This window comes from Verrucomicrobia bacterium CG1_02_43_26, assembly GCA_001872735.1.
Lineage (GTDB): Bacteria > Verrucomicrobiota > Verrucomicrobiia > Opitutales > CG1-02-43-26 > CG1-02-43-26.
Map to the genome: position 1 here is coordinate 1 of MNWT01000016.1, position 20,278 is coordinate 20,278.

The window sequence follows — 20,278 nt, forward strand, 5'->3', positions numbered from 1 at the left end:
CGTTTTCACTCGGGTTTTCCCGACTCTGTTTCCCACAGGCGTTGCACTTGTACTTCTGTTTCCCATTCGGTGCCTTTCCGTTTTTTACAACATCTTCACTCCCGCAATGATAGCATTTGATCGTTTCTTGAACCACTCCTTCATTACATCTCTTTACTTACCTTTTTTAAACTCTTTTTTGCCTCGTCATTCGAGTCGTAATCATTACCAATTAACAAAATTGAATTAAAATTTAATAATACCTTGTATTTTGCAATAAAAAAGTAAACTTGTCAATGTTTTAAATTAAGATTAATTACAGGCAAAAATACCCTCAGAAGCTGTCCTGTTAAAGAAGAGCTTGCGAGAAATGAGGATAGGAATTTAATAGGGATGCATGAATTATCCGAGTGATCTAAAAGAAAGGGAGTGCGAAAGAGTATTTTAAGAGACCCGACCCCAGGGGCAACCAAGGCAAGCATGATAAAAGGCAAATCGTAAACGCGATATTGTATATTGTGAAGACGGGAGCGCAATGGAGGATGCTACCGAAAGATTTTCCGAATTAGAAAACGGTGCATGAGCACTATAGGAGGTGGAGCAAGCGAGGGGTGTGCGAAGAAGCGTTAGCTTTCTTGGCAAAGCAAGCACGCAAGAAAGCCGGACGGGAAGAGGATCCCAGTTATGGAATTATCGACTCACAAAGCATAAAAAGTGTGTATCGAGGGAATATCCGTGGTTATGACAGGGGTAAAAAAAATAAAAGGGCACAAACGGCATATCATAACAGACACGCAGGGGAACTTGTTAACGGTAAAAGTACACGAAGCGAACAAACATGATACCGCAGCTGAGGTTCTAGTAACGGCGCAAGCAATCCAGCAATGGCCTTCACTCCAATGATTTTGCGGTGATCAGGGCTACCAGGGTACCACAAAAGTGTACACTCAATCTATACTGAAGAGACCCTTTGACGTATCCAGAAAAATCAAAGACCACTTATGTTGTACATGCAAAACGTTAGGTCGTAGAAAGAACTTTTGCATGGCTGGGCAACTTTAGACGGCTCAGTAAGGACTACGAGCATAACACTTCTTATTCAAAGAACATCATTCGTATCGCTATATTCAGGATCCTTATCGCACGCCTTGTTTAACAGGACAGCTTCTGAATTTATTACGTTATTATACTGCTCGAATTTTCACTAAAATAAAAATAAATGAACTTTTTTCAAAAATCATCCCAATCATCCCAATTATCCCAATTATCGCCCGGAAAATCCCTTGACACTTCTGTATAATAGAAGGGTACCCTTTCGCAAATACACCCACTTCACACTACCTAAACATAAAACCGTTACTTCGTATTCTCGCAAAACCAACCCCACCCTGGCACTTGAGACACGGGCAATCAGCCCCTAAAAGGACCAAAGCCAATCAAATTTCACCATAGTATTGGCCTAAATCAAACCCAACCACCATCAAAACCCAAAACAATCCAACCCCCTTCTCGGGCACCCCCTCTTTCCCTCCATCCGTAATCCTAACCATCATCTGCAATAACTCAATTAATTTTTTAAACAATATTTCAACAACCCCAACCCCGCCGCTCGCTCCGCTCGCGCCAGGAGACTTTATCCCTCACCCCCAAAAACCAACATCCTAAAACTCACTCATTTCCTATGAACCAAAATCAATGCAATCACTCACACGCTTCACCGGGAATATCCCACCCGCCATAGCGTCCCAATCCCCTCTCACGCCGAATCCTGATCGATGCAAGACGGTTGCTAATGCCACGGTCGCGGAGGTTTTAGATCCTCGTCTGAGCATAAAATTGCAAAATATTCCTTCTTGAAACATCAGGCCATGAGGTGCCAGTCTATACACACTCAATTCTCAGCACAGCCCCAAGGTTCCCATAAACACAACAAAGGCAAACGTTACCGATAAACCGCAAGCCATCTCGAAAGGCAACTTTACTGCAACACAATATAAGCAATAGTACCCTGCCGATACACCTCGAACAGAACAGTCCTAATCTCACCTGCTTCATATTGCGCATAAAGCCCTTTCAGATCCTGCAACTCCTGAAGTCGAACATTATTCGCCTTCAAGATAATATCATTAATACGCAAACCGGCATTACTCGCTGGAAGTGCGGGCTGCATGCCCAACACGCGAACACCAGTCTTCTCAACAAGCTTGCTCTCGCGTGCCACAGCCTTCGAAACCTTCTCGATGCTCAGCCCCCACTTAGGGAAAAGCTCCTTAGCCCCCACCCTGCTCTCCAGCCGCTCCGTAACGACTTCCTTCACAAAGCTCTCCGGACCGCGCTGAACCACGAGCTCCAGCCGAGACTCCACAGGATAACGCGCAACCTTGGCCATAATCACAGGAATCTGCTCCGGAAAATACCCATCAACAGGTTCCCCGTTGATACTCGTAATAATGTCCCCAGGCAACAACCCCACATTATACGCCGGAGACCCAGAATCCACATTCGCTATCAAAGCACCTTGATCCGTAATGTTGCCCTCCTCAAGAACATCCTGTAACGGGCTCAGGGTCACCCCAATATAACTGCGCGTCACTTCACCGTTTCGCAAAAGTTCTCCCCAAACAGGAATAATCACGTTCGAAGGAATCGCAAATCCCAAAGTAGTCCCACGCACCACCTGCGTATTAATACCAATAACGTCTCCATTCGGTCTAACCAAAGGGCCCCCACTATTACCCGGGTTAATCGCCGCGTCCGTCTGCAACCACGTGTTATAATCCCCAGACTCATATCCCGTCGGGGTAATATAACCTTCCAGATAACGTTCCGCGTTAGACAAGATACCTTTCGTAAGTGTCCTGTTTAACCCATAAGGCGTACCCACCGCATAAAGTGCATCCCCCAATGTAAGCCCCTTTGAATCGACAATATTGGCAAAACTAAAGGTAACGCCACGCTCGGCAACCACACCAGCATCCAACTGAATAACCGCCAGATCAGTCCAATGATCCCATCCGACAAACCGAGCCGGTACACGATGTTTGTTTGCCAAAGTCACCTCAATACGCTGCGCGTTCGGGTTCACCACATGGGCGTTAGTCAAGATGTAGCCCTCCTGAGATACAATCACCCCAGAGCCCTGGGATCGGTTTATTTGCTCAAAACCATTATTAATATCCCGCTCCCAAACATCGATACGAACCACCGAGTTCAACAGGTTTCGAAAGGCGGGGTCAGCATCTTGCCCTAACAGTCCCAAAATAGGCAGCGAGACGAGGATTGACGTAAGGGTTATACTTCTTAATATCTTATTCACCATGGCAACAAACTGTACTGACTACGATTTTCGCAAAATAGAAGAGCATTGGCAATCTTTCTGGGATAATAAAAAGACGTTTCAAGCAAAAGACTTCGAAAACAAGCCCACATACTACATCCTAGACATGTTTCCCTACCCTTCCGGTTCCGGTCTTCACATCGGCCACCCCGAGGGCTATACCGCAACAGACATCATCGGCAGATATAAAAAGGCGAGTGGCCACAATGTATTACACCCTATGGGCTGGGATGCTTTCGGCCTTCCCGCAGAGCAGCATGCATTATCAACGGGTATCCACCCAGCGATCAACACAGCAGATAACATAAAGAACTTTAAGCAACAGCTCAAGAACCTTGGTTTCGGATTCGATTGGGATCGGGAAATCAACACCACCGACCCAAACTATTACCAATGGACCCAATGGATATTCCTCCAATTATTTAAAAAAGGCCTGGCCTATGTGGATGAAAAGCCTGTTTGGTGGTGCCCGGAGCTCGCTACTGTTCTCGCCAATGAAGAAGTCATAGACGGCCGTTCTGAACGAGGAAACTACCCCGTTGAACGCAGAAATCTTCGCCAATGGGTACTGCGCATCACAGCCTATGCTGAAAGATTACTAGATGACCTAGAAGATTTAGATTGGCCGGAATCCACAAAACGGCAACAAATAGCCTGGATAGGGCGTTCGGAGGGTTCGGAAGTCCATTTCAGCATTGATGGCCAGCCCGAAGAAGAACTTATCGCTTTCACAACTCGTGTCGATACCCTATTTGGAACAACTTATATAGCAGTTGCTCCAGAGCATCCTATTTTAAGTAAGATTGTTACAAAAGAACACGCATCCTCTGTAAACGCGTATGTTGAGCAAGCCAAGAGCAAATCGGATTTAAATAGAACTGATTTAGCCAAGGATAAAAGCGGAGAGTTCACCGGAAGTTACGCAATTAACCCTATTAATAACGCACGGATCCCTATTTGGGTAGCAGACTATGTTTTGATGAGCTACGGTACCGGTGTCGTCATGGGCGTACCGGCACACGATGACCGAGATTATGAGTTTACACAAAAATTCAATTTACCCGTCATTCAAGTACTTGAAGAAGAAGGGCAAACCATTCCCTTCAAGACAACGAAAGGCAAGTTGATCCATTCCGGTCCATTCGACGGATTAAGCATAGAGGAAGGTAAAAAACAGATCACCGAAGCGTTAGTTAAAAACGGACATGGCCGCTTCATGGTGAACTACAAACTGCGTGATTGGCTCTTCTCCCGCCAGCGCTACTGGGGCGAACCTTTCCCCATTATTTGGTTTGATGAAGCAAGTTTCCAACAATTAAGCAAATACAAGGATTCTCCTTTCCAGGAATTCATGCCAAAAGAAAGCGTACAATACACGCAAAATGGCAAAGTGCTTTATGCGATTCCATTACCGCGAATGCAGTTGCCATTACTCCTTCCAGAAGTGGAGTCTTACAAACCATCCGGAACAGGTGAAAGCCCGCTTGCGCATGCGGAATCTTGGTTAAACGTTTGGGTAAACCTCAAGACAGGCGAAATCATTTCCTCTGAGCAACAAAAGCCAGAAGGTGAAGCATGGGTTGCCGCGACTCGTGAAACGAATACAATGCCGCAATGGGCAGGTTCCTGTTGGTACTATTTACGCTACTTAGACCCAAGGAATAATGAAGGGTTGGTTGATAAAAAACTAGAAGATTATTGGAAGATGCCAGATCTCTACGTTGGCGGCGCTGAACATGCGGTGCTTCACCTCTTATACGCACGCTTTTGGCATCAGGTTTTATTCGATCTTGGAATTGTTTCCGATAAAGAACCTTTCAAGCGACTTGTTCACCAAGGCATTATTCTAGGTGAAATGGAATACACGGCCTATTATAACGCCTCTGGAGAGCCTGTTTCTGATCAATTTAGACAGGATAATGATACCGATTCTCGTACCGGAGAATTATTAGAAGCACGCCGTGTATCAGAAGACATGGTTGAGAAAAAAGGCGAACACTTTGTCCTAAAAGGACATCCGGACGTGCGTGTAGATGGCCGCTGCTACAAGATGTCAAAAAGCAGAGGGAACGTTGTTAACCCGGATCAAATTATTGCTGAGTATGGAGCCGATTCCCTTCGCCTATATGAAATGTTCTTAGGACCTTTAGAAGCGATGAAACCCTGGAATACGAAAGGGATTGAAGGCGTTGTGCGTTTCTTACGCAAAACCTGGCGAGTTTATATTGATCAAGAAGGCGCGATCAATAAAACGATTCAAGAGAATATAAAAGAATCGGAAGAAACGGATCAATTGCTACATGCCACGATTAAGAAGGTAACGGATGATATAGAAGCTTTGCGCTTCAATACTGCAATCTCTCAGATGATGGTCTTCACCAACCACTTACAAAAGGCAAAATTCATAGCAAAAGAGACAGCAGAGCAGTATCTTCAATTGATTGCACCCTTTGCTCCCCACTTTGCTGAAGAACTTTGGGAACGCTTAGGTAATAAGCCTAGTATCGTTAATGCGCCTTGGCCAACCTTTGAAGCTGGTAAATTGGAAAGTAACGAAGCTAAAGTTATCATACAAGTAAACGGAAAACTTCGCGGTGAAATACTCGTTACTAAAGGAACGGCACAGGGTGATGTTTTAGCAAAAGTTAAAGCTCTTGAAAAGGTTGCTATTGTATTGGAGGGGAAGACGATTGTGAAAGAAATTTACGTACCGGAAAAAATTGTCAATTTGGTCGTAAAATAGAAATCAAGTCGCTGCCAGAAGATCCACTTTTGTCAAAATCTCGTTTAACGTCGTGGTGCCTGTGAGAACCTTGTCAATGGCATCGGCGTGGATGCTTTGCCACTGTGTTTCCTTCAAGTAATCGTAAATATCATTCAACGAGCTACGTTGATAAATCATTTCAGACAGCACGTCATCTATTTTTAACATTTCAAAGATGCCAGTACGCCCCTGATAGCCTGTATGGGAGCAACTTTCACAACCCACGGCTTTGGGTATTTCAAAACTTTTACCTAACTGCCCAAGCAAAAGCTTTTCGTACTCCCCCGCCGGGACAAATTCGACACATTCGCTGCAAACCACACGCACCAAACGTTGCGAAATGATTAAGCTCAGGGCAGTGTCTATTAAAAACGACTGTGCGCCAAGATCCACCAAACGCATGATCGCACTCGGAGCATCGTTCGTATGGAGCGTACTGAGCACAAGATGCCCGGTAAGCGAGGCCTCAATTGTAATATTTGCCGTTTCCGTATCTCGAATTTCCCCAATCATGATAACATCAGGAGATTGCCGCAAAATAGCCCTTAAACTTCGTTCAAATGTTCTATTAACCTTGGGAACGATACTCACTTGATTAACGCCAGAGATCTTATATTCGACAGGGTCTTCAACAGTAATGATTTTCTTAGAGCGTTTATTCAGTTCTTGTAAAGCAGCATAGAGCGTTGTTGTTTTACCAGAACCGGTAGGCCCCGTTACCAACACAAGCCCCTCCGATCGATCGAGTTCATCTCTCAATAATTTTAAATGATGAGCGGCCATACCGAGAGAAGACAAGTTCAGGCGCTCATGTTGCTCTTTGTCCAAAAGGCGCAAGACAGCAGATTCCCCATGCAAAGCGGGCACAAACGATGCCCTTACGTCTAATTCTCTGCCTTCATATGAAAAAGCAAAACGGCCATCTTGAGGCACTCTTCTTTCAGCTATATTAACATGGGAAAGTAATTTCAGCCGGGATATAACGGGAGTGGCCAAGTGTTTATCCGGTTCTTGATAGATACTCATGATACCATCTTTACGAAACCGAATTTGAAACGTGTGTGCTTGTGGTTCGAAATGAATATCCGAAGCAAATTTACGAATTGCGGCATGAATAACAGACTGCAGATAATGCTCAATCGGGTTTTTGATGTCTCTAAAAAACGCGAGGGGCTCACTCAATTCAGTTACCTGAGAGGCCGTGTTATCTTTTGAAAGCGATTGCAGCTTCTCCTCTATAAATTCATCCGGGTAGGTTTCTGTGACAATTTGGTAGCCCGTAAAATCAGTGAGAGTATCGACCGTATCGGGCTCAAAGTGTTTGGAAACGGCAAGATAAAGTGTTTGATCTTTTAATTCGAGCGGGAAGCAATCAAATCGTCTGAGCAAGACAGGATCGAGTATATCATCTATGCTTTTCATTTATTGATAATATGATTTACGCATAAGTCTACTTGCTCCTTCAATATATCCAGCGTGCTATTATTGAAGAGCACAATATCTGCCCGCTTCATCTTTTCATCAATGGACAAAAATTTACTGAGCCTCAAATTCATTTCTGACACACTCAATCCCCTTTTACTGAGGCGGCTGTGGGTTGATTCTTCATCCGCAATGACACAAATTGTTTTATCAAAATCGGCTTCGTAGCCTTTCTCAAACAGCAAGGGCACTTCCACAATATACTTCTGCTGCGGGCTTTGTTTAGCTAATTCAAGCCAATGCGCGCGCACTTTAGGATGAAGGAGTTGTTCCAGGAACTTCAAATCTTCCTCATTATTAAAAACAATATCGCCTAATTTTTTTCGATCGATATTCATTTCGCTATTCAGTATGGCAGCACTGAAATGGGATTTTACCGCTTTAATTACTTCAGGATCGTGTCTGAGCAGATCATGGACAATGTTGTCACTATCAATTATGACGAAACCATATTTGGCAAACAACTGTGCTGCAGTAGATTTCCCTGAACCGATGTTGCCTGTGATGCCGATCATCATACGGATTGCGGGGTGAGGTTGAGCTGCTCTGTCCATTTTTGCATAACACCGCCAAGCGTACCATTGCTAAAGAAGCAGACTAATTGTTTCGCAGGGCTTCTTTCCAGTTCTCTGAGACTATCATAGAGAGAATCAAAATCCACAAAGGCCCTACAGTTCTTAAGGTTGCTTTCAAGCATTTTTGTACTCAAGCGTTTGCCTTCGGGAATACTTTCTAAACGATGTATAGGAGCAATAAAAGCCGTGTCCGCAGAGGACAAAGCATTTGCCAGCTCTTCCTGGTGAATGTTTATAGCGGCGGTATTACTACGAGGTTCGAAGCAGGCAGTTATACGGTGATCCGGATATTTTTGACGAAGGGAAGCAAGTACCTCCTTAATTGCGGTTGGATGGTGCCCGAAGTCTTCTATCAATACCAGACTAGCATCTTGATGCAGTACTTCCTGACGACGCTTCACCCCTTTGAAATTCTTTACGGAATCGATGGGGAAACGAGTCGGGTCATTGGGATAAATAGACAAAGCGGAAGCCAATGCAGCCATTGCCAAGTTTCTGGCATTGTATGCACCCGACAAATTCCAATCTACGACCGCCCAGGGTTTGCCTTGCCAGATGAAACGGAATGAGGAACCTGTGGCATGTTCGATAAAATCAGAGATCTTCAAATCATGATCTCCAAAACCAACCGTGAACGTGTTACAGTAAGTTGTTTGAGTAACCTCGAGCACATTCGCATCATCTCCATTCAAGAGAATGTAACCATTTCTGGGGATAAGACGCACCAGGTGAGTGAAAGAACGCTTGATATCTATTAGGTCACGAAAAATATCCGCATGATCAAATTCAATATTATTGATAACCAGTATCTTTGGATTGTAGTGGATGAACTTGCTTCTTTTATCGAAAAACGCCGTGTCGTACTCGTCTCCCTCGATAACAAATGGGGCAGCTGCACTACCCATTGCCGATCCCAGAGGGAAATCCTTGGGGATGCCACCGATCATGTAGCCTGCGTCTACGCCTTGGCTGTTAAGCAGAAATGCCGCAAGAGCGGTTGTTGTTGTTTTGCCATGGGTACCAGTCACGACTATGTTGTGGCGTTGAGACAAGATTTGCTCTGAAAGCAGTTCGGCCATCGAGATAAAACGAAACTTCCGTGATTCCAAGATATACTCTATTTCAGGGTTACCACGAGACAGGGCATTACCGATTACGATCAAGTCTGGGGAAATTTTATCCAAACGATCGGCATCATACCCTTCATGGATTTGGACATTGTTTTTAATTAAATTATCGGACATCGGGGGGTAAATGCCAGTGTCCGCCCCGATAACCTCATGCCCGAGGGAGCGCATGAGCAGAGCAACGTTACCCATAGCCGAGCCACAGATTCCCAAAAAGTAAATACGCATGAAGTCAGTTTGGGCGAAATGAAGCAAATTTTCGATTCATAAAATTAAGAAAATTGTAGTTATTTTTATTGTCCGAGATAATAGAAAAGTCCTTTAGGCGTTAGGTTATCTTATTTTTCGAAAAAAACAAGATAACCTAAGACATTGAATACAATACACTACTGAAGCTCATGCTAAAAAAGTATTTTTTACGGCAAATTCTATTGACAAATTGGGTGAATTTGGAGATAGTTCATGTCTTACGAGCGGGGTAGTAGCTCAGTTGGTTAGAGCGCCTGCCTGTCACGCAGGAGGCCGCGGGTTCGAGTCCCGTCTATCCCGCCATTTTATTGACACAGGTCAATATGAGAGAGAAAAGAAAACGGGATCTGTTTGTACGCTTTTCGTTAACGTCTATTCTAGCTCTTTATGTTTCTTAGAAACAGAGCATTGTCTTTCTGAACTATTTTCGGGTATAATGCATTAAAGCCCCCTACCCTTGTTTAATATGGTTACGATTCCAAAAGGTAATTTTGAAGGATATATTTTTGATTGCGATGGTACGCTTGCCATTTCCATGCCTGTACATTTTCTGGCATGGCAGCGGGTTTTTAAGAAACACCACGCGAAATTTGAATTTACTTGGGAAATGTTTCGAGCAATGGCAGGTATGGGTCTTCATCATACCGTTGAAGAATTGAACCGACAGTTTAATGATAATTTAGACCCTATCGTTGTTGTAGCGGATCAGGCAGATTTGGTACGAGAGAACCACCACGAGATTAAGCCGAATGAAGAGGTCGTGGAGGTTGCCCGCATGCTGAGCCAAAACCAGCCCGTAAGCGTTGCTTCCGGAGGCCATAGAGAACATGTAAGAGAAACGTTAAGCGCTATTCACGTAACAGACATTTTTAAAATAGTAGTTACACAGGATGACGTTATCCGAAGTAAACCCGCGCCAGATTTGTTTTTATTAGCGGCAATCAGAATGGCGGTGGATCCGTGTAAATGTCTCGTTTTTGAGGATAGCGAATTAGGCATTCAAGCCGCTAAAAGAGCAGGAATGCAGTGCGTGCTTGTAGACAATAAATACTAGACAGTTGTATAGATACCGTCTTTAAACCATTTCAGCCAATGAGCCCACTCGTTAGATAGGTTGTATCTATCTTTAATGGCTATTATGGTAGGATCCAGGTCTTTATTATCTTTGTAACGCTGAATTATGCCGCGCATAGCTTTTGGAGTAATGTACTTTGCATTAAAATCTGCTTTCGCTTCCCAGCCTAGCGTTGCTTTGATATCGGAAATAAAAATACAGTCTTTTTTCAGGAGACGCTGCTTGAATTTGATAATATCGCCTTCGTGGTATTGGAGGAATTGGATGCGGGTTATTTTGCGAGAAATAAGATTTTCGCAATAGGGTGAATCATTGAAATTCTGAGATAGCATACTGTCTGAATAAATAAACCAGACGGTAAACAATGGATCGACAAGAATGAGGGGAAATTTTTTATGAACTAATGTGCGCAGAGATTCGTTCACTTGATAGAGAGTAAGCTTTTCATCCCTATCGGCGTATTCCCAGATGATATTGAGCAGATCCTGATTTCGCCAGATCCAGGGCTCCTTGACAACTCTTTTAAGGGAGCCAATCATAAGATCGGTAGTTGGGTTTGCGTTTTTCTAAGAAAGCTTTTTTTCCTTCGGACCCCTCCTCCGTCTGGTAAAACAAGAGTGTAGCATTGCCAGCGAGTTCCTGAATACCCGATTGACCATCACAATCCGCATTCATGGCAGCTTTCACACAACGGATAGCAAGTGGGCTTTTTTCTAAAATTTCCTGAGCCCATTGAATACCCTCTGATTCCAGCTGATCAATTGGGACAACTTTATTGACCAAGCCCATATCGAGAGCCTCTTGGGCATTGTATTGACGGCAGAGGTACCAAATTTCACGTGCTTTCTTTTGGCCAACAATTCTTGCCAAATAACTGGAACCAAATCCCCCATCGAAGCTGCCGACCTTGGGGCCTGTCTGGCCAAAAATGGCATTATCTGCGGCGATCGTAAGATCACATATCACATGGAGGACATGGCCTCCCCCAATCGCGTAACCTGCTACAAGTGCTATAACCACTTTCGGGATACTGCGGATAATTTTTTGAAGATCCAGGACATTGAGGCGCGGAACACCGTGACCGTCTACATAGCCGGATTGGCCACGTACGGATTGGTCCCCCCCAGAGCAAAAGGCGTATTTCCCGTCCTCATGCGGGCCTTTACCGGTAAGCAGAATGACACCTATGCTGGGATCTTCTCGTGCATCTAGAAATGCTAAAATCAATTCATTAACCGTTTGAGGGCGAAAGGCGTTGCGCTTGTGAGGGCGATTGATGGTGACCTTGGCCATACCATCAGCCTTTTCGTAAATGATGTCTTCAAAGTCGCGTACAATTTTCCAGTCCATATTAAATATCAGAGGTTTGGTTTTGAATTAAATTGAGTTGTTGGCTGACCTCGTTTAGCAAAGCCTTGCGATGAGGGACATCCCGTTTGCTATCCGTTGGTAATTCCAGTAATCTTATGCCTTTATTTGGGAAAGTTTTCAAGGCATCTTCAAGCATTTCCCAGCTTTCTAACAACTGGTAGTCCACGTTATAAGTCGTGCAAATATTTTTAAATGAAATAAACTGAGGCGTTGCGAAGAATTTTTCAAAGGAAACATCATGGGCTGCAACTGGCAAGTTTTCAAATATGCGGCCACCATTGTTGTTGATCAGAAGAATGGTTAAATGACCTTGGAAATGATTATTGATCAGAAAACCATTGGTATCGTAAAGGAGCGCTAAATCTCCCGTTACGAGGACTGTGGGATTTAGGTTTCCATGAGCAACACCGAGAGCTGATGAAAGTGTGCCATCTATGCCGTTTGCTCCGCGATTGAAATAAGTCAAAATTTTCTGATTATTAGGTTGCCAAAAGAACTCGAAATCACGCACCGGCATGCTGCTTGAAATAAAGATATTTGCGTTTTCTGGAAGTAATTGCGAGAGCTCGTAAGCCCATTTACCTTCAAAGAGCTCATCAGTTTGCTTCAATTTCGCTGATAGCAAGTGTTGGACTTCTGTATCGGCATTCCGCCAAAGAGAGGCATAGTCTGAAGACGCATTCGAAGTTTGAGAAAGAAGGTTGGCAAATGTCTCAGCAGAAAGATGAAGATGTGTCGCATTGCGATGCAAGTCATCAACATTAACAGGATTTTCCTCCAACACCCAAGTTTTCGCATTTTGAGAGGAAAGCCATTTTCTAAGAACCTTACTTGTTGGCAGCGGGCCTACACTTAACACCGCCTCAGGAATAAGCTCTTCAGCAACTTCAGGATTACGCAACACGATATCGTAATTTGATATCAATAGCGGAAGTTCTTCCGAGAAATTGCGAAGCGAATTATGCGCATCTGCTAAAACAGGCCATTGTAGCGCTTTGCTGATATTAGCAATTGCGTGGACAAATGCTTGAGCATCCTCAGCCTTTACACATTGATACTGGCCAACAACAATGATCCCCTTTTTGAAGTTGGATAATTCGGTTTGAAGAGACTGAGAGGCAATAGGGCTTATTAGAGTACGATAATCCGGTTGAGGCGATAAGTGATTGAAGAAATCAGCGAAGTTGACGGATTTCACAAATGCCTGACACCGCTTATCAACTGTGGGTTCTAATGGATCCTTAAAAGGCGCGTTGATGTGGACAGGGCCAGAGTGAGGCCAAAGTGCAGTATTTACGGCGTGGGATAATGTTTGGCGTAAGTACTTTAAATAATCTTCGGAAAGCTCAGGTACAGAAAGCTCATGCTGCCAACGCGGGTAATGAGCATAGAGTTTTACCTGATCAATTGTTTGTCGAGAACGGCAATCTCTCATTTCTTGAGGGCGATCCGCGGTGATTACAATTAAAGGAACGTTACTGATACTTGCCTCAACTATTGCAGGATAAAAATTCGCTGCTGCTGTGCCGGAACTGCATAGAAGGATGATTGGTTGCCTGTTGCGTTTTGCTAGCCCCAGCGCAAAGAATGCCGCAGACCGTTCATCTAATACAGGAATCGTCTCAATTCCCTTATGTGAAGCAAGTGCTATAGCGAAAGGAGCCGAACGGGAACCAGGGGCAATAACGGCTGAATTAACCCCTAAACGGAACAAGGTTTCCACGGCAATACCCGCAGCAAGCATATTAACATTTGTTAAAGCAAATTCAGGTAGTATCGTTGTGTTAAATTTTTTTGCAGAGATCATTAACATTCAAATTTAAATGAATGTTACCTTAAGGAAATTGATCACGATAATCAAACCACAATTATCGCATGCCTACGTGAACAATAATTCGCTCACACTAGCTATACATGAACTCATTAGCACAATTCATTACTACTACTAGCATCTCACACCTGTATTTAAAAAATAAATACATTAATACCAAAAAAGCATAACTACCAAAGCATCGCATTCAGCCTTTTATAGCCGTTGGAAAATCTTGCAAAAGTTAGCTAAAAACGGTCTCAAGAAAAGCAAAATCGGCTAATTGGCTCCTGAAAAGGGCTTAAAAAGGTAAAAAAATTAAAAAAAATTAAAAAAAATGCATTTTAGCGTTGACCTACCCTGGGGGGGATAGTGTATGTCTTAGTTACGTAAGTATCTCTAACTGAAGACAAAGGAGTATAAAACTATGAATAAAGGTGAATTAATCGAAGAAGTACAAAAAAAACTGGGTAAGGCCTGCACAAAAGCGGAAGCAGAACGTGCAGTGAATGCTGTTCTTGAGGCTATCAAGAATGGTGTTAAAAAAGATAAGCTAGTGGCTCTAACCGGCTTTGGCTCGTTCTTAGTAAAGAAACGTGCTGCAAGAAACGGTGTGAATCCACAAACAGGTGAGAAAATCAAAATCAAAGCTTCTAAGACAGTTGGTTTCAAAGCCGGCAAGAATCTTAAGGAAGTTGCTTAATTCCAGAAGCTTTTATATAGCAAAAAAACCTGCCCTATTAAGAGCAGGTTTTTTTCATTTTAAAATGTTTGAGCTAAAGAATTATGCTCGCCCGTTAATGATGGAGCGAGGTATTCCTGAAGAAGTTCCGCCTGAACGATCTTTATCGAGCCTTCGGGCACCTGATTTTCGTTCCACTTTCTCCATATATTTATCGAGCTTTACCGAACCGTCCGCTCGTGAATTCTTCTTTTTCTTGTCTACTGTTTCTATACGCTTGTCTCCATGAACACGAACTGCCTCTGCCATGGCAATAGCCTTGCCAGCCATATTCGCATATAGAGATTGGTTTGCAAGAGGTGCCGTGGGTTTACCAACAGCCGTTTCATGGCCGTTGAGAACGCCCTTAGCAGTATTTGCGACTGCTTTGGAAAGCGCTTCTGCCGGGTTAGTGTTTGCCCCTGGTATAGTTCTACCTACGGCTGCTATTGGATTAACATTACTCATTTTTCTTCGTACAATTCCTATTGTGCCTAATTATCTCAATTTTACGCCCAAGAGTCAATAATATATGTATTTTTTCCATAACCACACATACCCTTAATACCCTTGCGTGAAAGCGTGAAATACCTCAATTTGGAGGTGAAATCGACTCATTTTCAACCCTAAAGATAAAAATTTAAATGGCACCAACGAATAAAAATGAAGAAAAAGGCGCAATTGTAGGGATTGTGATGGGCAGCAACTCCGACTGGGAAATTATGAAGCATGCGGCTGATAAGCTGGAAAAATTTGGTATATCACATGAATGCAAGGTCATTAGTGCGCACCGAACGCCCAAATTGGCAATTGAGTATGCTGAAAATGCGGAATCCAGAGGACTGAAAATGATTATTGCCGGAGCCGGCTGCGCGGCTCACCTAGCTGGTGTCGTGGCTGCCAATACCGCATTGCCAGTCCTAGGAGTTCCCCTGGCCTCTGGCGCTTTAAATGGCATAGATGCCCTTTACTCCACAGTACAGATGCCTGCAGGGGTTCCCGTAGCAACCTTTGCGATTGGGAAAGCAGGAGCAATAAACGCGGCCTTATGCGCTGTGTCTATCTTGGCTCTGGGAGATCTATCATTAAAAGAAAAACTCTTCATATTCCGGCAGAAGCAGACAGAAAAGGCTATGGCTCAAGAATTGAAATAAAATAATTTTCATGAGCTGTAATTGACTGCTGTGCAACGAACCCAAAGTTTCGTTGACGAATATTTGCGTTCCCTTATATTTTGTTGTGAAACATTTATAAGAGAAGCATATGAACACCCACATTCATACCAAGAAGCAGAAAATAAACTACATAAGAAAGTTCTACGAATCACAAAAAGTTGTTGAAGGGTTCAAGTTTTCTAATAATTTTATAAAGCAATGGGACAATTTTAGTATTCTTAAAAAATCTTTAAAGGACAGAGAGCTCGTCTACCAAAAAAACATCAAGGACGATATTCATCTCCCCCAAAAGAAAGATAAAGAGATCTACTACTCAACAGGCCTGCTAAATGCCTTTACTAACGAAGATCTTGGTCTCGTATTAACCTATTCCTGGCATTTGTTTAAAAACGGAGATATAACTGATACCGATCACAAGCTGACCTGTATGAAGATTGTCTCCCATAGACTAGAGGAAGTTATGGAGACCGGCCATGGAAATACATTCAATTCTAAGCCACTAGAAGACCTGTTGGAATGGTTTCATGAAAATGAATGGAATGATAAAGATCAAGAGCTCTTTAGGGATAAGAAACTCTCTATTTTAGCAATGTTGCACCAAACCGAACTTTTTTGGAGTAATACAGAAAAGGTTTTCCGCACCCTTGAACAAGCGATTTATAGTTTATCAGTTAGTAATCCAAGCGCCGCTATGCTGGGAGTAGATCTCATCGATTTTGCGATTCAAGCACAAAAACTGCAATCTAATGAGATCATTAAACTGCAATCCGAGATACGTATTAACTTAGTAGACATACTTGATACAAAAACTGAGCATCTGAATTTATTAAAAGAATGTGTTTTTGCCTGCAAAGATGTTCCTAAAATGATCGAGAAGCTTTTCCATTCCGTTGAAAACAACGACCGAAGAGCAAAAGAACACCAAAAGATTTTTGATATTGCCCAAAACTATTATCAAGAAAACAAGGATCAACTATCTAAAGAAGAGAAGCAAGTAATCGAAGAACAATTCAGCCTTATGCGGAAGCGCATCCTAGAGATATGGTACCTCCTTGACGTTATTCTAGAATCAGCAGAACTCTTGCAATCAGTGCAAGAATACTATTCAAATAACAAAGATAAGCTTTCCGAAGAACAGCAAAAAAACGCTGAAAAGACTTTGGAAGAAATGGAAGAGTTAGTGAAAAAAATTAACCAAAAGCGCAACGAAGCACTTTCATTCTTGTGGAGTTTAAAATTTAACTAGTCTGTTAAAGTTTTTAATGAATCCAACCTTGTAAAATAGCATAGAGGCTGAGAATACTCACCAGAGCCCACAAGATAATGCCTTGAAAGAGAGGGCGCGGGCCTACGCGTTTGAGAAGCTCTCGTGTAACGCAGGCTCCTATCAGGAAAAGCGTAACACTAAGAAGTTGCTTGGAAATCATAGTGAGGGTGTACCAGTAAGGGTACAAAGCCGGCCAAAAAGAACTCGCTATAGAGGCAAGCAAAAAGCCTACTAAAAAAAGGGGAAATGCGGCCTTGCCCTTACCGTGAACAATAGAAGCAACGATAAAGGTGAGAGGAAGGATCCAAAGGGCACGCGTGAGTTTGAAAGTAACACCGATATCGAGTGCTGTGTCACCATAGCCTGAAGCGGCACCCACAACACTACTGGTATCGTGAATGGCCATCGCAGACCAAATACCGAAAGCTTCCTGGCTCAAATCAAACCAATGGCCAATGACAGGAAAAACCAATAGTGCTGCCCCATTCAGCAAAAAAACCGTTGCCATAGAGACCGCGATATCGTGGTTATTCGCCTTTATCGCTGGGGCCATAGCTGCGATAGCACTGCCACCACAAATCGCAGTGCCCGTTGAAATCAATAATGAAGTATTTTTTTCTGTCTTAAATAGGCGGCCCAAGAAGTATCCCATAACCATAGCAAAAAGGATACCGGCAGCTGTATAGCCAATAGCCATCTTACCTGTAGTAATAACTTGGTGAATATTAACCCCAAAGCCCAAGCCTATGACAGAAATCTTAAGGGTTGTTTTACTGAGGTTTGACATGAATTGCCCCCAAGGATTGCCCAATGTGAGACCAAGCACTGTGCCTAGTATTAAAGCCATGGCAGGAGAGACAACGGGCATCAGACAGGCCAAACCAAACAAAATATAAGTGAAAATCTTTACCCTTAAACTCATATTATACAACAAGTTATAAACGTGATCTCGTATTGAAACGTTTAGATGTTGCCAATGTAACAAAGATAATATGACATGTACAGATTAACCAGAAAATTTATCATGGAAGTAGGGCTATTTGGACAATATTTAGCAAAGCTTAAAGGCTTTGTAGAGACTTATGAGTTTTTTATCAAAACGCCATTGACGATGTTTGTCGTTTTAACGCCGTTAGCTGTAATACCCATTTTCCTAGGTATGACTCCTGATGCGGAGCCAGCAGATCGTATCAAAATTGTGCGCACGACCTGTTGGGTAGCTGGATTTATACTTGTCTTCTTTGCCTTCACGGGACAGATGATCTTTAACTTCTTGGGCGTTGATATACCCGCATTTATGATCGCAGCCGGAGCCCTTTTATTTTATGTCGGGTTCGATATGCTTCGCGCAAAAGAGTCTGATGCTAAGATATCTCAAGATGAACGCAGACAGGCAACATCCATACATGATATTGCGATTACCCCTCTGGCAATCCCATTGCTTGCGGGTCCCGCAACAATTTCCTACATCATATTACTGCAAAGCGAGTCCAACTCGAGTGCAGAGACGATCACTGTGTATGGTTCGATTATCGTTAACATGATCATCACTTACTGGATCTTGCGTTTATGCGCAAAAGGCGCAAAATGGCTTAACCCATTCGTACTCAAGCTAATACGACGACTAACGGGTCTTATATTGGCATCCATGGCGGTACAGATTATTTTGATCGCACTGGTAAAGCTAAATATTATCAGCGACTTCACAAAGGTATTCTAAGAAATTGCTTTTCTGGCTAACTTAACTTCATCTTGATTAATCGTTTCGGTGAGATTAGGTTAGCTAAATCAGGACAATTTGATCCTGATTGTTATGATTAGTATGATAGAGTGGATAGGGAGTCTTTTAGGAATTGCTGGTGTCTTCATGATTACACGCAAGAATATACACGGATTCACCGTTTGCTTGGTCAGTAATGTAGCACTAATGATAGTGGCTCTTCTCCACAGCCTTTTTGGTATTGCGTTATTCATGGGAGCACTCATGCTCGTGAACGCTTACGGGTTGTATAATTGGAGAAAACGGTAAGTTCAGCTTCCGTTTAAACTTTTCCAACTTTAAACGGAGAACGCGTAATAGGCCGCTCGTTTTTTGGGAAACAGATTTTGGCAACTGCCTGTTCGAAATCGCTAGCACCATCTAAGATATCGATTTCCATACGTAGATAGTAAAACGGTATATCAGCCTTAAAAAAATGAGGAATGCGAACTGCATCCTTTTCGGTAGTCACTATAGCTTCTATGCCAGCCTCCTTGGCCTCTATAAATATATGCTCGAGTTCTTCGTATGAAAAGCGGTGGTGGTCTATAAAACGCTTTGTATAGGAAAGCTGAATGCCGATGGATTTAAAAAATTTCTCAAAACTTTCCGGAACAGCAATTCCACTGAACGTGCCTACCCGCTTCCCTTTTAGAGCAGATAGCTCCAGGCGCTCGCCACTAGAGACAGAGCAAAAATAACGCGGTTTGTGCGTACACTCAATAAGATCTACAGACGAATTATACTTGCGGATAGTGGCGTTTAGCGCTTCGTCTGGCGTACCGTCTGATTTTGTTAGAAAAATGTAAGAAGCCCGTTTTAGGTGCCGAATGGGTTCTCGGAGAATACCTCGAGGAAGGAGATGGCGATTACCGAATGGATTGGTTTTATCAATCAGAAGAAGGTTTAAACGGCCACGAAGGGGCAGATATTGAAAACCATCATCGAGAATAAGCGTATCCGCCCCAAATTTCTGGATCGCATAAAGGCCGGCCTTGACTCGATTTTTATCCACGAGGACAATCACCCCCGGGAGGTTGCGCGCCAGCATATAGGGCTCATCACCCGCGACATCAGAGTCAAGGAGAACAGAATGACCATCACTGACAATTTTAGGCGGAACGGGATCTTTGGACGTAAACCAGCGATAGCATTTTTTAGCAAGTGAATCGGAACGACTTTTGTAACCTCGACTGAGGATAGCAACTCGCCTACCTTGTTCTTGAAGACTGCGAGCAAATTTTTCCACAACAGGTGTCTTTCCGGTACCCCCGACTGTTAAATTACCCACCACAACAACCAGACAGCCCAATGGGCGTGATCTAAATATGCCTTTTCTGTATAAAAGGTAGCGGAATTGGACAATGCCTCGGAAAAGCGTTGAAAGGGATCGAAGAAAGGTAGAAAAGCAATGAATAGCAAATGTAGGTTCGCGCCTGTCGTAGATGACATCCGTCACGAACTGCTCGAAATTTTCCCATTTACTATTGAGCCACGAAATCATATATCTTTGTTTGAGGCTAACCGTTGCAAACGTAGGCCGAGATAGAGGTGTTATAAATTAACATGTAAATTTTAGAACTTTAA

At 43.2% G+C, this 20,278-nt stretch carries 18 protein-coding genes, 1 tRNA gene and 1 pseudogene; 9 read left to right on the top strand and 11 right to left on the bottom strand.

Annotated elements, in window-relative coordinates:
* Positions 1 to 614 precede the first annotated feature (614 nt).
* A pseudogene (locus AUJ82_05755) lies at positions 615 to 1,135 on the top strand (hypothetical protein).
* Between the two features lie 523 nt (positions 1,136 to 1,658).
* On the opposite strand, the gene AUJ82_05760 reads toward AUJ82_05755, so the two are convergent.
* Positions 1,659 to 1,841 carry a hypothetical protein gene (locus AUJ82_05760; protein ID OIO59279.1) on the bottom strand — a complete coding sequence of 61 codons (183 nt, stop codon included), beginning with the start codon at positions 1,839 to 1,841 and terminating at the stop codon, positions 1,659 to 1,661.
* Between the two features lie 116 nt (positions 1,842 to 1,957).
* A complete protein-coding gene (locus AUJ82_05765; GenBank protein OIO59417.1) occupies positions 1,958 to 3,247 on the bottom strand; it encodes a hypothetical protein in 1,290 nt (429 codons plus the stop codon).
* A 49-nt stretch (positions 3,248 to 3,296) separates the two neighbouring features.
* Between AUJ82_05765 and AUJ82_05770 the strand changes: the two genes are divergently transcribed.
* Positions 3,297 to 6,059: a leucine--tRNA ligase gene (locus AUJ82_05770; GenBank protein ID OIO59280.1), complete on the top strand. Its 2,763-nt coding sequence runs from the start codon at positions 3,297 to 3,299 to the stop codon at positions 6,057 to 6,059.
* Between the two features lie 3 nt (positions 6,060 to 6,062).
* On the opposite strand, the gene AUJ82_05775 is transcribed toward AUJ82_05770, so the two are convergent.
* Genes AUJ82_05775 through AUJ82_05785 form a run of 3 tightly spaced genes read right to left on the bottom strand, consistent with a single transcriptional unit; the run spans position 6,063 to position 9,492 of the window.
* The gene (locus tag AUJ82_05775) at positions 6,063 to 7,502 is read right to left on the bottom strand and encodes a hypothetical protein (protein OIO59281.1); all 1,440 of its coding nucleotides are present in this window, start codon (positions 7,500 to 7,502) and stop codon (positions 6,063 to 6,065) included.
* Positions 7,499 to 8,080, bottom strand: coding sequence for a dephospho-CoA kinase (locus tag AUJ82_05780; protein OIO59282.1), 582 nt, complete (start codon positions 8,078 to 8,080; stop codon positions 7,499 to 7,501). The genes AUJ82_05775 and AUJ82_05780 overlap by 4 nt, the downstream gene beginning before the upstream one ends.
* Positions 8,077 to 9,492 (bottom strand): hypothetical protein, encoded by a 1,416-nt coding sequence (locus AUJ82_05785; GenBank protein OIO59283.1) that lies wholly within the window; start codon positions 9,490 to 9,492, stop codon positions 8,077 to 8,079. The genes AUJ82_05780 and AUJ82_05785 overlap by 4 nt, the downstream gene beginning before the upstream one ends.
* Positions 9,493 to 9,739: 247 nt before the next feature.
* On the opposite strand from AUJ82_05785, the gene AUJ82_05790 reads away from it, so the two are divergent.
* Both AUJ82_05790 and AUJ82_05795 read left to right on the top strand, forming a co-directional pair.
* A tRNA-Asp gene (locus AUJ82_05790) sits at positions 9,740 to 9,816 on the top strand.
* A 163-nt stretch (positions 9,817 to 9,979) separates the two neighbouring features.
* Positions 9,980 to 10,567 carry a hypothetical protein gene (locus tag AUJ82_05795; protein ID OIO59284.1) on the top strand — a complete coding sequence of 196 codons (588 nt, stop codon included), beginning with the start codon at positions 9,980 to 9,982 and terminating at the stop codon, positions 10,565 to 10,567.
* Here AUJ82_05795 and AUJ82_05800 read toward each other — a convergent pair.
* Genes AUJ82_05800 through AUJ82_05810 form a run of 3 tightly spaced genes read right to left on the bottom strand, consistent with a single transcriptional unit; the run spans position 10,564 to position 13,703 of the window.
* Positions 10,564 to 11,127: a hypothetical protein gene (locus tag AUJ82_05800; protein OIO59285.1), complete on the bottom strand. Its 564-nt coding sequence runs from the start codon at positions 11,125 to 11,127 to the stop codon at positions 10,564 to 10,566. The two genes, AUJ82_05795 and AUJ82_05800, sit on opposite strands and share 4 nt — an antisense overlap.
* The gene (locus tag AUJ82_05805) at positions 11,111 to 11,938 is read right to left on the bottom strand and encodes a 1,4-dihydroxy-2-naphthoyl-CoA synthase (protein OIO59286.1); all 828 of its coding nucleotides are present in this window, start codon (positions 11,936 to 11,938) and stop codon (positions 11,111 to 11,113) included. Before AUJ82_05805 ends, AUJ82_05800 begins: the two co-directional genes overlap by 17 nt.
* A gap of 1 nt (position 11,939) precedes the next feature.
* Positions 11,940 to 13,703, bottom strand: a complete 1,764-nt coding sequence (locus AUJ82_05810) for a 2-succinyl-5-enolpyruvyl-6-hydroxy-3-cyclohexene-1-carboxylic-acid synthase (GenBank protein OIO59418.1) — start codon at positions 13,701 to 13,703, stop codon at positions 11,940 to 11,942.
* Positions 13,704 to 14,196: 493 nt separating this feature from the next.
* Here AUJ82_05810 and AUJ82_05815 point away from each other — a divergent pair, with 493 nt between their 5' ends.
* Positions 14,197 to 14,472: a DNA-binding protein gene (locus AUJ82_05815; GenBank protein OIO59287.1), complete on the top strand. Its 276-nt coding sequence runs from the start codon at positions 14,197 to 14,199 to the stop codon at positions 14,470 to 14,472.
* Positions 14,473 to 14,553: 81 nt separating this feature from the next.
* Here AUJ82_05815 and AUJ82_05820 read toward each other — a convergent pair whose 3' ends face one another.
* Positions 14,554 to 14,958, bottom strand: a complete 405-nt coding sequence (locus AUJ82_05820) for a hypothetical protein (GenBank protein OIO59288.1) — start codon at positions 14,956 to 14,958, stop codon at positions 14,554 to 14,556.
* Positions 14,959 to 15,134: 176 nt separating this feature from the next.
* Here AUJ82_05820 and AUJ82_05825 point away from each other — a divergent pair, with 176 nt between their 5' ends.
* Positions 15,135 to 15,644, top strand: a complete 510-nt coding sequence (locus tag AUJ82_05825) for a 5-(carboxyamino)imidazole ribonucleotide mutase (GenBank protein OIO59289.1) — start codon at positions 15,135 to 15,137, stop codon at positions 15,642 to 15,644.
* A gap of 109 nt (positions 15,645 to 15,753) precedes the next feature.
* Positions 15,754 to 16,911 (top strand): hypothetical protein, encoded by a 1,158-nt coding sequence (locus tag AUJ82_05830; GenBank protein ID OIO59290.1) that lies wholly within the window; start codon positions 15,754 to 15,756, stop codon positions 16,909 to 16,911.
* Positions 16,912 to 16,924: 13 nt separating this feature from the next.
* On the opposite strand, the gene AUJ82_05835 is transcribed toward AUJ82_05830, so the two are convergent.
* Positions 16,925 to 17,854 carry a hypothetical protein gene (locus tag AUJ82_05835; protein OIO59291.1) on the bottom strand — a complete coding sequence of 310 codons (930 nt, stop codon included), beginning with the start codon at positions 17,852 to 17,854 and terminating at the stop codon, positions 16,925 to 16,927.
* 189 nt (positions 17,855 to 18,043) lie between these two features.
* Between AUJ82_05835 and AUJ82_05840 the strand changes: the two genes are divergently transcribed.
* Both AUJ82_05840 and AUJ82_05845 read left to right on the top strand, forming a co-directional pair.
* Complete coding sequence (locus AUJ82_05840) at positions 18,044 to 18,652, top strand: hypothetical protein (GenBank protein OIO59419.1); 609 nt, start codon at positions 18,044 to 18,046, stop codon at positions 18,650 to 18,652.
* A gap of 93 nt (positions 18,653 to 18,745) precedes the next feature.
* Entirely contained in the window at positions 18,746 to 18,961 is a 216-nt protein-coding gene (locus AUJ82_05845) for a hypothetical protein (protein ID OIO59292.1), read from the top strand.
* A 13-nt stretch (positions 18,962 to 18,974) separates the two neighbouring features.
* On the opposite strand, the gene AUJ82_05850 is transcribed toward AUJ82_05845, so the two are convergent.
* A complete protein-coding gene (locus AUJ82_05850; protein OIO59293.1) occupies positions 18,975 to 20,195 on the bottom strand; it encodes a tetraacyldisaccharide 4'-kinase in 1,221 nt (406 codons plus the stop codon).
* Positions 20,196 to 20,278 lie beyond the last annotated feature (83 nt).